The organism is Photobacterium proteolyticum, assembly GCF_001939735.1.
Taxonomy (GTDB): domain Bacteria; phylum Pseudomonadota; class Gammaproteobacteria; order Enterobacterales; family Vibrionaceae; genus Photobacterium; species Photobacterium proteolyticum.
In genome coordinates this window covers 185672-200195 of sequence record NZ_MJIL01000092.1, presented here as the reverse complement: position 1 = coordinate 200195, position 14524 = coordinate 185672, and the positions used below count along the sequence as shown (strand labels likewise).

The window sequence follows — 14524 nt, the reverse complement described above, 5'->3', positions numbered from 1 at the left end:
AAACGAATATCATTTAAATAGTTTTCAGCATTAATACTACAAAAGGGAGAAGCCGAAACTTCTCCCTCCTCATTTATTCCACTAGTAACGGAATTGTAGTGTTGCCATATAGTTACGGCCTTCACCCAAAATGGTTTTGGTCTGGCTGCCACCTGCCAGATAATCCTTGTCGAAGACGTTTTCAACATTTAGTCGCATAATAACATCCAGGTTTTGATCATATTTAATCGTATGGGCCACACCTGCATCTACACGCGTATATCCGTCTTTCTTGTATGTGTTCTGCGAATCACCGTAACGGTCACCGACGTAAATCACACCCAGGTTCGCATCCGTATTATTGGTTACTGCGTAGCGAGACCAAATGCTTGCCGATAGCTCAGGTACATCCGCCGGACGCTTGCCATCTTTCGATGCATCTGTCGGATCGACAATCTCTGCATCAAGGTATGTCATGCTACCATTCAACGCCAGTTTGTCAGTAACAAAACCAGAAGCGCTCAGCTCAGCACCACGGTGCTTCTGCTCACCAACCTGTGTAGTGATTGTCTCTTTATCTGCAACACCGGTAACGGTTTCCGTCAGTACTTTGTTCTCCTGGGTAATATCGAAGATGGCACCTGAAACAAATAGCTGGTTATCCAGTAGCTCCCACTTGGTGCCCAACTCGTACAGCTTGCCTTTAACCGGATCCAGCTCCATACCGTCGTTAACATCCGTTTTGTCATCAACCGGATCTTCCGGCTCGAAGCTCTCAGAATAGGTCAGGTAGATTGAACCGTTAGACATCGGATGGTAAATCACACCGGCTTTCGGCAATACGTTGTTGTAGGTATCTTCACTGGTCTCGGTTTTGTCAAAACGCACACCGGCCAATACCTGCCACTGATCGTTAAATGTGATCATATCCTGCAGGTAAATACCGTAAGAATCACGCTCTGTCGGATCTTTCATTTTACCGTTGCTGTAGTGCAGTTCAGCAGGCTTATCCATTGGCTGACCCACCGTCGCTTCGTAACCTTTCAGGTACTCGCTCTGAGTCTTATAGTAATAACCTAACCAGTTGGCACCAACCAGCAACTGATGGCTAACGCCCAGCGCGTCGAACCCGCCGACAAAATCCATGTACGCTGTATCGAACTGCCAGTTATCCCAACGGTCATAGGCGTTATAAGTAAAGGTCCCTGTCGATGCATCATAGGTATCCGGTTTCGAGAAGCTCTCGATATCACGGCGCTCAAAGTCCTGATGGTTATAGCCCGCCGCAACACGCCAGCTCTCAGTCAGCTGCGCGTTGACATCAACACCGATATTTTCGACATCATTTTCAATGTTCGACCACTGAGCATCCCAGATATGCCCTTCGCCCAGTACAGGCTTGCCATCAACAATGTAAGCACCGGTATCGACGCTGCCGTCATCGTTCGTTTTGTCGTAATGGAACGAAACGGTAATATCATCGTTCACGTCGTAATCAACAAACAGGCCACCGACGAAACGTTCAGTCGACGGTGTGCTACCGTCGTTATAATGGCGCCAAGAGTCATAGCTTTGCTTGGCAACAACAGCGCGGGCACGCAGTGTTTGCTCGTCGTTCAGTGAGCCACTGACATCGGCAACAGTACGCGATGAATTATTCGAGCCGATATCCTGGCTAACCGTTACCTGCGTATCAAACGTCGGCTTTTTCGATACCATGTTAATCAGACCGCCCGGAGCAGACTTACCGTAAAGCAGACCAGCCGGGCCTTTCAGTACTTCTACACGCTCCAATAGCTCAATCGGCTGACGATAGTGAGACCAATGCTGCTTACCGTCACGCAGGAAGCTATCACCGCTGCTCAGGTCAAAGCCACGAAGCTTAAATGTCTCACGGTTACGGCCCTTACCACCTTCGGAAACACTTGAGTCATTCTTAAGCACTTCACCCAATGTGCTGGCGCGCTGCTCCTCTATCAGCTCTTCGTCAATGATTGCCACCTGCCCCGGAGTTTCCAGCTGACTTGCCTCAATACGCATCGCACTGGTATTGGTATCGGCCTTATAACCGTAATCGCGGCCCGTTACCACCATATGCTCGTCAACATCTGCTGACTGAGTTTGCGCCTGAGCATGAACAACAGGTGCTGCAAGAATGGCACCAATCAATAAAGTCAGCTGACTTTTAGAAAACATATTCCGTTACTCCAATTAGTATGAGGTCCCCGCCCTGATTTGTTTTGGTTATCCAAAGGCTCAAGGTACCCACGTACGCCTTTTCGGCGCTGCTGCAAAATACGGAAGGGAATATAAGTGATAAGCATTACCATTTGCAGTTAATTTACATTCTTTGCATTTGGTAAATTTATGTCAACGACAGTCAAATAACGCCAGGGAATACCCATGTAAAGAAGTGCTACCTAGAGGAAACCACAGCCCAATAATCACCAAAGTGATATTTCGACCAATCACGGGTATAATGCCGCCGATTTTATTGATTTACGCGGTATAGAAAGTGACAGAAGTAAACCTAGACGAAGTGCGTCGCCAACTAACAGAGCTTAACTACAAAGCTGATAAGATCCGAATAGTTACCGTATCAGCTATGGATGACGAGCTGCTGGAAAGCTGCACGACTACAGAAGGTGAGTGTTTCTACAACAGCTATATGAATGTTATCTACGGCAAAGGTGAGCGTTATGTATTAGGTTACCGTTGCGAAGAGACCATTGTCGATCACGCCATTATTCGCAAAGGGGATAAGTATTTTGATCCGACCCTTCAGGCCGAAGGCGACTTTACATCGTATCAGTATGCTATTTTGACCGAATTCACCGTGTTTGACATGATGAAGCATGCCAAGTCCAACAAGGACTTTCCGCCAGATGTCGACTACCTGCTGAGAAAGGCAAGCAAGTTCAAGAACGTTATTGACGCAGACAAGCTTCGCAAATAACAGCTTGCAACCTCCTTGCTAAAGCTAATCAAACATCAGCCTACTTATCACCAACAAGTAGGCTGAGCTTCTAATTCATTCAGCAATGATGCTTATTTCTCAGGACAACAACGAGCATTTAAGCCCTCTTCCTTCTTAAGCGGCACGGAACAGCAAGCAAATTCGCAGCCCTCCTGACTCCCGATTCTCAGCCCTGACATGGCCTTTCATTACCGTCATGGCTTCCTTCACGATTGCCAACCCCAGGCCGTACCCACCAGATTGCTTGTCTCGCGCGGCTTCAAGGCGAGTAAAGGGATCGAATATTTGCTTGAGATGTTGCACAGGGATCCCTGCCCCGTCATCTTCGACCACCAGCTGCACCCAGCCATTGGCATTTTTAACCGACAAACCAATCACCGCCTGCTCACCAGCATACTTAATCGCATTGCCTAGCAAATTCTTAATGGCCCTGAGCAACAAACGGTTATCAGCCATCGCCATCAATGTTGAATGATTCAAATCACACTCAAGCTGCTGCTCGGGTCCGAGGTTATTCTTCATTTCAAGCATCAAATGATGACACAGGCTTTCAAGCTGAGTAGGCACAAGGTTCACCGAGTAACTGGCATTTTCCAGCTGACTATATTCGAGAATTTCCGTCACCAGCTCATTCATTTCATCTGATTCACGCTCCAGACGGTCAAGCAATTGCTGGCTATCTTCCGGCAGTTTTCTTCGTAATAAATGCAAAGCCAGGTTATGACGGGCCAAGGGCGTTTTCAGCTCATGAGACACATCCCGGATCAGTTGTTTTTGCTTCTGGGCCAAACCGTGGATACGCTGCGTCATGTGATCAAATGAATCAGCCAACCGGCCAAACTCTGTGACACTGTCACCCACCTCACTACCAACCCGAACACTGAAATCCCCTTCTGCCAGCCGGTTACTGGCATTTTGCAGCTTGTTTAGGGGCCGCTGCAGATAGCGGGCAAGCAATAACGAAAAGACACTGAGGATCAAAATCGCAATAGCTATCTGGATCAGCGCAAAATAGTACGGAAAGTGGCGGGCCGGATGATATTCATGGGGAAACTGGATCACCAGTTCGTGTCCGGTACGTAGTGAAATAGCAATAACGGGCCGATTAACCCGGTTCTCAAAAGTGGTATCCAGCTGTCGAATATAATTGAGCTTGAATTCAAAGTGCGGGTGCATTTCACGGCCGCTGATTGTGCGACGCTCTTTATCAAGCACAAACAAATAATAGTCCTGCCCCCGTTCCCAGTCGGCAAGCTCGTCCATATCCCCTTCTTCAATCATCACTTCGGCCTGCTCGGCCAGCGAGAGCATCTCGGCCTGAATTCTTTCGGGTACATGTAATATGGCCTTGATCAAGGCGACCTCGGCAATGTTTTGCAACACCAGAATTAGGCTCAAAATAACCGCAAAGTATGAAAACAGGCGAAAAGCCAGACCGTCACGATCTCCAAGGAAAAACAGCGCGCGGATTTTTGGAAGGCGAATAGGTATCATTCTACTTATCAATTAAAAAATAACGCGCCTACCTTACCACAGCTTCCCACTCTCTGTTCAATACGGCGACACCTAAGTAACCGTTACGCCTCATCTTCTTCCCGTAAGTTACAGAATTCGAGCAGTTGCTCATAAATTTGATGGGTATTAGCATCAAAATGCAATTAGTGAGTGCCAGACAATGCGAATTGTGGCATATATGAGGGCAATATTGTCATATCAGGGCGCTAACATACCCACTAGATGACCAAATGCTGATCACCGCGCAGGGCAGGGATAGCAAGGATAAATAACCAATGAGAATTATCTTTTTCCTTTATACCATTACGTTATTACTAGGATGTAGTTCAGGGGTAGACATTTCGATCCCGGAAAAATACGGTGAAACCACCGAATACAACAAGGGCTATCTGACCGGCAGCCTGAGTGCAACCACAGTCTGGCCATCATCGGGCGAAGGGCTGGTGACCACACTCTATATTCGTCAAAAAGGTCATGACGACGTCATAACCCTGGTAAATAACAACGCTGATTCAGATTTCATTACTGACTCTCTTAAAGGCCAGCTCTTTTCGCTACCTTTACCAGCCGGTGAATACGAGCTCTTCTGCATCGGATTCAAGGGGAGCAACGGCTCAAAAACGATCACTTCTAAATCCAGGGATGATCTTGGCCTCGCCTTTTCGATTGAGCCGGGACGAGTCACCTACATTGGTCAGTTCATCACTTCTAGCCTGGTGGCAAAAAGTAAATTGTGGAATATCGAATACCCAAGCGGTTATGGTGTGATTACCTATAGCAATGCATACAGCCGTGACAAGGCCCTGTTCGATGAAAGGCACCCCGATCTATATAACCTTGCTTTCAGCCCCGAACCGCTTGCAGAAAAGAATACACGCCTGATTTCGACCCGCCCCGAGTAACTATCATTACTACGCTCCAAGAGTGAGGCAATACGGCCTCACTCCTCCTTCCCTAAAAGCAACACAGAACTCCTTTACCGCCTGCGATGAGTTTCACGCCCTAATTCTCACACAATAACTTTCGTGCAATAACTTTATTCACTATCACCTCGGTGTCAGGCACATCGATTGCTGGCGGCTCGCACCAACTGTCGCTGACTCGTTGCCCAAGCCACAATGGCTATACTCAACATATAAGGCTGATGCGGGGAATGCTATGGTACTTTCAGATTATCTTCCGGTTTTGCTTATGACAGGGTTTGTCTCCCTGCTGGCGCTGTTGATACTCACAGTTTCCTCGTTGATCCGCCCGCATAATCCCTATCCTGCCAAAAACCAGCCCTATGAGTGTGGTGTTAAGCCTATCGGTGATGCTGCTATCGGCCAGTTCAAGGTTCACTATTTTGTGATCGGTATTTTGTTCATCATCTTTGATGTCGAAACCTTGTTCCTGTTTCCCTGGGCTGTGGTGCTAAAAAGCATTGGCCTTTTCGGTTACATCGAAATGATGGTCTTTCTCTTCGTGCTGTTGGTCGGGTTTGTCTATGCCTGGGCTAAAGGAGCATTAGAATGGGAGTCTTAGATAACCGCTTTCCCAACAACCTGCTATTTACCTCGGTTGACAATATTATCAACTGGAGCCGGAGTTCGGCACTCTGGCCGGAAATGTTCGGCATCGCCTGCTGCGCCATCGAGATGATTGCAACAGGCTGCTCCCGTTACGACCTTGACCGTTTCGGTGTCGTGTTCAGACCGTCACCCAGACAATCTGATGTCATGATTGTAGCTGGTACGGTCAACAAGAAATTCGCCCCGATAGTCAAACTGCTCTACGACCAAATGCCCGAGCCTCGCTGGGTTATCGCCATGGGATCCTGTGCTATCTCCGGCGGCGTCTACAACAACTATGCCGTCGTACAGGGCGTAGAACGCCTGATCCCGGTCGACGTATATGTACCGGGTTGCCCGCCTAGGCCAGAAGCCCTGATGCAGGGTATCATCATGCTGCAGGAGAAAATCAAACAAGGCCGGGTCTTGCGTCGGTTTGATCCCGAAACAGGCCAAGATATAACAGGCCAAAAGATTATCGCTCAAGCTGCCAAACCGCGAGATCTTGGAGGGCTTAAATCATCATGAGCCGCTCGCTTAACGACAATACTCTCTCCGAGCATATTGCCGATCTTCTGAATGATACCGGCATGGACGGTATCAGCCTCGATGCCAGCTGTATCGATATGCCGACATTGGTGGTACCACCAAAAAAGCTCATCACTCTTTGCCAGCAACTCAAACAAGACCCTAAATTCAAATTCAACTTTCTCTCTGATATCGGCGGTGTCGATTTCCTTGGCCGAGAGCCACGGTTCGAAGTGGTCTACCATCTGTTTTCAATCGAACTCAACCATCGCATCCGGCTCAAATGCCCGCTAGCTGAAGGCGCAACAATACCAACGGTCTCAAAAATCTGGAGCTGCGCCGACTGGCATGAACGCGAGGCCTTCGACATGTTCGGCATCGTCTTTTCCGATCATCCCAGCCTTAAGCGGATTTATATGGATGACGATTTTAAGGGCTTTCCGCTGCGAAAAGATTTTCCCGTCCGCGGCTATCAAGACGATTTAAATCCCTTTGGTGAACCAGAACCGGAAGGAGACAACTAGGTGACCGCCGTAACCCAACTCAATGCCGATGACGGCCTGACCAAAGATCTGTTGCTCAATCTCGGGCCGCAGCATCCAAGTACCCACGGCGTGTTGCGTATACTGCTCGAAATGGAGGGCGAGCGTATCGTGAAAGCCGATCCTATCATCGGCTACCTGCATCGAGCCTTTGAGAAAATGGCCGAGGCAGGCACCTATACCCAAACTATTCCGCTTACCGACAGGCTCGATTACCTGTGTCAGGCATCCAACAACCTGGGCTTTGTCAGGGCAGTAGAAAACCTGCTTGGAATAAAAGCACCAGAGCGAGCGCAATACATTCGGGTACTGATGGCTGAGCTGTCACGCATTTCCGGCCACCTGCTGATCACCGGAGCCCTGCCAATGGACTTGGGCGCTATGACCGCCCTGCTCTACACCATGCGTGAACGGGAAATGGTGATGGATCTGATGGAGATGGTTTCCGGTAGCCGTATGATGAGCAGCTATTGCCGAGTCGGTGGCGTTCGCGAAGATCTGCCAGACGGTTTCACCGACAGAACAGCAGAATTTTGCCAGATTTTCGGCAAACGGATCAGTGATTACGAGCAACTGCTCAGCAATAACCGGATGTTTGCCAAACGCACCAAAGGTATTGGTGTGATCAGTACGGAAGATGCCATTGACTGGGGACTAAGCGGGCCTTGCCTGCGCGCCTCAGGCGTTGACTGGGATATTCGGCGCGACAAACCCTATGAAATCTATGACCGGCTCGATTTTGACGTCATCGTCAGCCACAACGGCGATTGTTACGATCGCTGGTGGTGCCGGATGGAAGAGATGAAACAAAGCCTGAAAATGATCGTGCAGTGCCTTGAACAGATGCCCGAAGGCCGTTTTCAAATCGACGCCCCGGAGATTGCCTTTCCGAGCGATAAAACCGAAGTCAAAAAGTCAATGGAAGCACTGATCCACCAGTTCAAGCTGGCCGCCCACGGCATCGAAGTTCCCAAAGGAGAATGGTACGAGGCCATCGAAGCCCCCAAAGGAGAACTGGGGTACTACATTATTAGTGACGGTAGTGCGATCCCCTTCCGGGTCAAGGTGCGGGCTCCGTCATTTGTGAATCTTCAGGCGATGCAGCCAATGTGCAAAGACTGCTATCTGGCCGATCTGATAGCCATAGTTGGCAGTCTGGATCCTGTGATGGCCGAAGTCGACAAATAACAGGCAAATACGACCAACTTGTGGGAGTTGCTGGCATGAACAGAGAACAATTCAAACACGAAGTTGAAGAAATCTGCCGTATCTATCCCATACGACGCTCGGCACTGATGCCGGCACTCCATCTCGCCCAACAAGAATATGGCTACCTGAGCACTCAGATCATGCAGGAAGTGGCCGATATTCTCGAGCTTCCCCCGGTTCAAGTCTATGAAGTAGCCAGTTTTTACAGCCTCTACCACACCCGGCCAATTGGCAGTTGTCACCTTCAACTCTGCACCAATGTCTCCTGCATGCTTGCCAACGCCGAAAAGTTAATGAACGAGATCAAACAGACCTTGGCGATCGAACAAGAGCAAACCACACCGGACGGACGCTTTACCCTTTCAGCTGTTGAGTGTCTCGGCGCCTGTGATAAAGCCCCCGTCCTACAGGTTAACAATGACCCATATATTGAGCAGTTGAGCGAGCCCCAGCTCCGGCAACTGCTGGCTCAACTCATAGAGCACACCCAAGCGCCAGCAGGATGGCACCAGTCCGAGGCCGATAAAATCATTAAGGTGCGCAATGTTTGAACCTGTCCTTTTAAAAAATGCTACCCGAGACAACGCCTGGCAGCTTGATGTCTATCAGGCCAATGGTGGTTACGAGGCCTGGCGCAAAGTGCTCAATAGCTACAAACCCGCCGATGTTATCGGCCAGGTCAAAGCCTCCAACTTGCGCGGTCGTGGTGGAGCCGGTTTCCCGACCGGTCTGAAGTGGTCATTTATTCCGGCTGACAGTCCCAGCCAGCGCTACCTATGCTGCAACGCCGACGAAGGCGAACCCGGCACCTTCAAAGACAAGTTCCTGATGGAACAAGACCCACACCAGTTGCTTGAAGGGATGGCAATTGCTGCCTACGCCATCGGTGCTCACCGGGCCTATATCTACCTTCGCTATGAGTTTCGTCTTGCGCTTGAACGCCTTCAGAAAGCAATAGACTCGGCAAGAGAACAGGGGTTGTTGGGAGCAAACATTCTCGGCTCTGGCTTCGATCTGGAGATTTACATCCACCGCAACGCCGGTGCCTATATCTGCGGCGAAGAAACGGCATTGTTGCAGTCACTCGAAGGCTACCGTGGCGAGCCAAGGCTGAAACCGCCGTTTCCGGCCATCAAGGGCTATTGTGCCAGCCCGACGGTAGTCAACAACGTCGAAACCCTCGCCTGCATTCCATCCATTTTCACCAACGGTGCAGAATGGTTTGCCGCTATCGGACCGGAAAAAAGCCCCGGACCAAAACTGTATTGCCTTAGCGGCCAAGTGAATAAGCCGGGTCTGTATGAACTGCCAATGGGCGTTTCACTTCGCGAGCTAATTGAAGTCCATGGTAGAGGCTGCCGTGAGGGTTACCAGTTGAAAGCAGTGATCCCCGGTGGTGTCTCGGCCCCGATGCTGCCAGCCGATCAGGTCGATATCGCCATGGACTTCGACACCCTGGCCGCTGCTGGCTCGATGCTGGGTTCGGCAGGCGTCATCGTCATGGACAACAGTGCTTCAATCGTTGAGGTGACCAAGCGAACAATGGAGTTTTTCAGCCATGAATCCTGCGGAAAATGCTCGCCCTGTCGCGAAGGGACCTTGTGGGCCGTAAAAATCTTACGCCGCTTTGCTGATGGTACTGCAACGCAAGATGACCTGTCTCAGCTCCATAGCCTGTGTGAAAATATCGCCGGCAACTCATTCTGCGCCCTGGCCGATGGTGCAATCATGGCGTTGCGGGCTGCTCTGAAGCACTTTGAATCGGAGTTCACTGAACGAATTGATGCCCGTGCTACCCTTAAATCAGAGGGCAGCATTGACCATGATTAAAGTGACGATTAACGGTGTATGCCATGAGTTTACACCGGATATAACCATTCTGGAGGCGACGCGGCAGCTTGGCCTTAACCTGCCTACGTTCTGCAACCATCAGTTGCTAAAACCTGTCGCCTCATGCCGTGTCTGCCTGGTCGAAATTGAAGGCATCCCTCGCCTGCAACCATCCTGTGCCACCCTCATCACCGATGGCATGGTGGTCAATACAGACGGCGACCGGGCTACCCAGGCAAGGCAGTCAACTATCAAGTTGTTGCTTACCAATCACCCGCTCGACTGCCCTATCTGCGACAAGGGTGGCGAGTGTGAACTGCAGGACACCGTTTTAGATCACGGCCCTCGTGTGAGTTACTTTGAGGAAAACAAACGCGTCTTTACCGACAAGGATCCAATCCTCAACAAAGTCATTGTCGCCAACTCTAATCGCTGTATACAGTGCCAACGTTGTGTCCGGGTGTGTGATGAAGTCGTCGGTGCCAGCGCCATCGGCGTGATCGGGCGCGGTGCCGATTGCCTCGAAACCGGTTTTGACAATAACCTCAACAGCTGCGATCACTGCGGTAATTGTATCGAAGTCTGCCCTGTCGGGGCCTTAATGAGAGTCGAATACCGTTACAAAGCCAGACCCTGGGATCTGATCACGACAGAGACAATTTGCCCCCATTGCGGTACCGGTTGTCAGATCAGCGCCGAAACAAGAAACAATCAGCTTGTCCGGGTCAAAGCCAAGCCCACCAGCGCCGTCAACAAAGAGCTACTCTGCACCAAAGGTAGATTTGGTATCGACTTTGTTGATAAAGCCCCGCGGATCACCCAACCCATGGTGAGAAAAGACAACGAGCTACAGGCAGTCTCTTGGGATGAGGCATTAGACGCCCTCAAAGAAAATCTACAGCCTCTTATACAACAAGGAGCCTCTGCAACCGGTGTGATCTCTGCCCGGATGACCAACGAGGTGCTATTTCGATTTCATCAATTTATCAGCAAGGTCTTTGCCAGCGAACAGATCTACTGCGGTAACGATATCTACCAGCACGACTTTCAGCCCGGCTACCAGCACGCGTTAAACAGCCTGCTAGGCCAAGCCTATACCAACAAGCCTATTTCAGAGCTCTTTAACAGCGATTGCGTTTTCGTGCTTGGCTGCAATATCGGGGAACAGAACCCTGTCTCCGAGTATCTGCTACGAAGTGTTTTTACTCGCCAGCCATTTACACTGCTGCTTGCCTCAACACGCCAGAGTCGACTGGATTTACTCGCCAAGGCCTATATACGCTATCCACCGGGCCACGAGTTAGCCTTGCTGCAGCAACTGCTCTCGCAGCTAAAAAATGATCAACTAGCAGAAAAAGATCAATCAACAGAAAATCGAAGTACTAAAACACAAGGCTCCGATGAATTGCAGTCTGTGCCCCCCGAGCTAAAAGATATCAGCGATAGGCTGGCATCTGCCAAAAGTATCAGCTTGCTTATCGGCTCCGATCTTCTTACTGGTGCGAATACAAAGGCCACTGCCAATACTCTTGTCCAGCTTCAAGAAATACTTCAGCAAATATCCTCGAACGTGCAGTTCCAGTTTTTGTTCCAACATAGCAATGGACTGGGCGCACTAGATATCGCATCAAACTGGCAGGGGCCATCGCAAGCGCTAGTAACCTCTTCGACACCTCCCGAGATTCTCTATGTTGTCGATCAGGAGCTGCCGTTTATTACTGACCCTGACGGCACCAGCAACAACACAAGTTCTCGGATTCCACGGCCTCAGCTGATGATTTATCAGGGCGCATTTGTGAATTCAACAATGGAAGTGGCTGATATTGTCCTGCCGGGATTCAGTTTCGCCGAAACTGACGGTACCTTCACCAATAACGAAGGCCGGGTTCAGCGTGTTCGTCCTTTCTACTCTGCTACCAAAAGCAGCACTAACAAAAACGGCGACCGCAACAGCAGCAATAGCGCAAAGTACGACGCCGAGATCTTTTCACTCGTCACGCAATGTCTCGAAAAACAAGGCGAGCTGGGAAGCTTGGAGCCACTACATATTTTCGATGAAATATGTCACCAGCTTCCCGCTTACCAAGGATTAGATTGGAGCCAGCTAGACAGTAACCTGGCCTTTCGAAGTTCTGTCCCGGCTCATCCAATCAAGCATCAAGTCAGTCACCAATTCAGTCATCAGGGTGGTGAAGCTTTTGTGCAGCCTTCTCCCCTTATTGAGATAGAACACGAGCTTGTTCCGGACACAACACCAGTACCCGAAGCACAAACTGATAATAGCCAGCCATTTCTACTGCTGACCGCTTCCAGTCTGTACCACTCCAAAGATCCTATTGCCGCTTCCTCTCAGCTTAATGATATTGAGAAAGAAGCCTGGATTGAGATCCACGAGCACGATGCCAATAGACTCAGAGTCAACCAAAATGAACCGTTACTTGTTCGTTACAATAACCGCTCTTTCGATACACCCAATGACTCTGATCAGAACCAACTTGGTAAGTCATTGATACTACCAGTTCATATTACTCGCCGGACAACACAAAGTACTTTGGTCATAAGCGGCGATCTGACCAAACTACCCAATGACTTGGCAATGTCGCCATCACCTACTCCCTGCCTTGCCAGCGTATACCGGGAGTAGAGAATGGAGTTCTTGCTTGTTTTTCTCGTTATGCTGGCCAAGGTCATTGTGCTGACAATAATTTTGTTTATCCTGCCTGTGCCACTAACCTGGATGGAACGCAAGGTTGCCGGCCACATTCAGCAGCGTCTTGGACCTATGCGCACTGGCTGGCACGGACTGTTGCAACCCATCGCCGACGGGATAAAACTGCTTACCAAGGAAGATATCATTCCGGATCAGGCTGACCGCTTTCTGTTCAAGCTCGCGCCACTTCTGTCACTGGTGCCACCTTTTGCTGTCTTTGTCGCTATCCCCTTCGGAGAACCCATCACCATTTTTGATACCCAAATAGACCTCCATCTGTCTGATATGAATGTCGCCTTGTTATACATCCTCGGAGTGGGAGGACTGGAAATTTACGGCGTTATCTTTGGCGGTTGGGCATCGAACAACAAGTATGCCCTGCTCGGTAGCTTTCGTACCTGCGCCCAGATGATCAGCTATGCCGTGCCGATGGGGTTTGCGGTGATTGGGGTGATCATGCTGGCTGAATCGATGAACCTTAGCCAAATCGTCATCGCGCAGGAAAATGTCTGGAATGTCGTAACACAACCGATCGGCTTTATTGTCTTTTTTATTGCCGGACTGGCCGAGGCACAACGTATCCCCTTCGATCTTGCCGAGGCCGAAGGTGACTTGGTTGCTGGCTATCATACCGAATACAGCGGAGTACGTTTTACCTTCTTCATGACCAGTGAATATATCGTCATGCTGACGATTTCTGTTCTGTGCGTGTTGCTGTTCTTCGGTGGCTGGAACGGGATATTGCTGCCGCTGCCACCGGTGATCTGGTTTTTGCTCAAGGTCTTTTTCTTCGTCTATCTGATCATGTGGATCCGATTTACCTTCCCCCGCTATCGCTATGATCAGCTGATGACCATTGGCTGGAAAGTGCTGTTACCTCTCTCACTGCTGAATATCATGATAACTGGGCTGTTTTTCACCTAACTGATGAACGTATACCCAAACCACCTCAAGATGCAGGATTCAGATAGTTTGGGTATATCAACTAAACTAAGGGTAACAAGAGCCGGATCCCGGAGCTGTCAGAGTGAATATTAAGCGCTGGTTTAGTTGGACCCTGTTAACCGACATCAGAGACGGGATGCGCCTGACTCTGCGCTATATGCTCTCCAAAGGGGTAACGATGCAATACCCGGATAAGGAGAAATGGGTGCCATACCCCAGGCACCGAGGTCACCCCTACCTGCGCAAAGATAAACAGGGCGAAATCAAATGCGTCGGTTGCGAACTGTGCGCCAATATTTGCCCCAGCGAATGCATCACAGTGATCCCCTACGAAGACAGCCAGGGCAAGCGCCGACCAAAAATCTTTGAGCTGGATAGTCGCCGCTGTATGTACTGCGGACTGTGTGAAGATGTCTGCCCGGAAGAGGCCATTGCTCTTGGCAGTCACCTCGAATACTCCACCCTTGATAGCAATGACATGGTTCTCAACAAAGAACAGCTATTGAACCTGCCGGGTAAAAACAAAGAAGGCGGCATGATAGTCCCTGCCACATTAAAGGCAGGTGCACAGGTCGTTGCCGTACCGTCTGACTCTGAAATAGAACCAAAAGAACAAGAAGCTAAAGACCAAGAGCTCAATACACAAGAACCCAAAAAACAAGGTCCCGAAACACGAGGTCCCAAAAACCAAGGAAAAGACTGGTGGCAGGCAATCCACCGTCATTAGAACACTAAACCG

At 49.8% G+C, this 14524-nt stretch carries 13 protein-coding genes; 11 read left to right on the top strand and 2 right to left on the bottom strand.

Annotated elements, in window-relative coordinates:
• Positions 1-81 precede the first annotated feature (81 nt).
• Positions 82-2175, bottom strand: a complete 2094-nt coding sequence (locus tag BIT28_RS22830; RefSeq protein ID WP_075767243.1) for a TonB-dependent siderophore receptor — start codon at positions 2173-2175, stop codon at positions 82-84.
• Between the two features lie 319 nt (positions 2176-2494).
• Here BIT28_RS22830 and BIT28_RS22825 point away from each other — a divergent pair, with 319 nt between their 5' ends.
• Complete coding sequence (locus BIT28_RS22825; RefSeq protein WP_075767242.1) at positions 2495-2935, top strand: hypothetical protein; 441 nt, start codon at positions 2495-2497, stop codon at positions 2933-2935.
• A 135-nt stretch (positions 2936-3070) separates the two neighbouring features.
• On the opposite strand, the gene BIT28_RS22820 is transcribed toward BIT28_RS22825, so the two are convergent.
• Positions 3071-4450, bottom strand: coding sequence for a histidine kinase sensor domain-containing protein (locus BIT28_RS22820; RefSeq protein WP_075767241.1), 1380 nt, complete (start codon positions 4448-4450; stop codon positions 3071-3073).
• A gap of 296 nt (positions 4451-4746) precedes the next feature.
• Between BIT28_RS22820 and BIT28_RS22815 the strand changes: the two genes are divergently transcribed.
• From BIT28_RS22815 to BIT28_RS22770, 10 genes are all read left to right on the top strand, one after another.
• Positions 4747-5373, top strand: a complete 627-nt coding sequence (locus BIT28_RS22815) for a hypothetical protein (protein ID WP_075767240.1) — start codon at positions 4747-4749, stop codon at positions 5371-5373.
• 256 nt (positions 5374-5629) lie between these two features.
• Entirely contained in the window at positions 5630-5995 is a 366-nt protein-coding gene (locus tag BIT28_RS22810; protein ID WP_075767239.1) for an NADH-quinone oxidoreductase subunit A, read from the top strand.
• Positions 5983-6549 carry an NADH-quinone oxidoreductase subunit B gene (locus tag BIT28_RS22805; protein WP_083652079.1) on the top strand — a complete coding sequence of 189 codons (567 nt, stop codon included), beginning with the start codon at positions 5983-5985 and terminating at the stop codon, positions 6547-6549. Before BIT28_RS22810 ends, BIT28_RS22805 begins: the two co-directional genes overlap by 13 nt.
• Positions 6546-7073 (top strand): NADH-quinone oxidoreductase subunit C, encoded by a 528-nt coding sequence (locus tag BIT28_RS22800; RefSeq protein ID WP_217696659.1) that lies wholly within the window; start codon positions 6546-6548, stop codon positions 7071-7073. The genes BIT28_RS22805 and BIT28_RS22800 overlap by 4 nt, the downstream gene beginning before the upstream one ends.
• A complete protein-coding gene (gene nuoD / locus BIT28_RS22795) occupies positions 7074-8279 on the top strand; it encodes an NADH dehydrogenase (quinone) subunit D (protein WP_075767238.1) in 1206 nt (401 codons plus the stop codon).
• A gap of 35 nt (positions 8280-8314) precedes the next feature.
• Positions 8315-8851 carry an NADH-quinone oxidoreductase subunit NuoE family protein gene (locus tag BIT28_RS22790; RefSeq protein ID WP_075767237.1) on the top strand — a complete coding sequence of 179 codons (537 nt, stop codon included), beginning with the start codon at positions 8315-8317 and terminating at the stop codon, positions 8849-8851.
• Positions 8844-10130 (top strand): NADH-quinone oxidoreductase subunit NuoF, encoded by a 1287-nt coding sequence (gene nuoF / locus BIT28_RS22785; protein WP_075767236.1) that lies wholly within the window; start codon positions 8844-8846, stop codon positions 10128-10130. The genes BIT28_RS22790 and nuoF overlap by 8 nt, the downstream gene beginning before the upstream one ends.
• The gene (locus BIT28_RS22780; RefSeq protein WP_075767235.1) at positions 10123-12774 is read left to right on the top strand and encodes a molybdopterin-dependent oxidoreductase; all 2652 of its coding nucleotides are present in this window, start codon (positions 10123-10125) and stop codon (positions 12772-12774) included. Before nuoF ends, BIT28_RS22780 begins: the two co-directional genes overlap by 8 nt.
• Before the next feature lie 3 nt (positions 12775-12777).
• Positions 12778-13764, top strand: a complete 987-nt coding sequence (gene nuoH, locus BIT28_RS22775; RefSeq protein WP_075767234.1) for an NADH-quinone oxidoreductase subunit NuoH — start codon at positions 12778-12780, stop codon at positions 13762-13764.
• Between the two features lie 103 nt (positions 13765-13867).
• Positions 13868-14512 (top strand): 4Fe-4S dicluster domain-containing protein, encoded by a 645-nt coding sequence (locus BIT28_RS22770; protein ID WP_075767233.1) that lies wholly within the window; start codon positions 13868-13870, stop codon positions 14510-14512.
• The last annotated feature ends 12 nt before the right edge of the window (positions 14513-14524 follow it).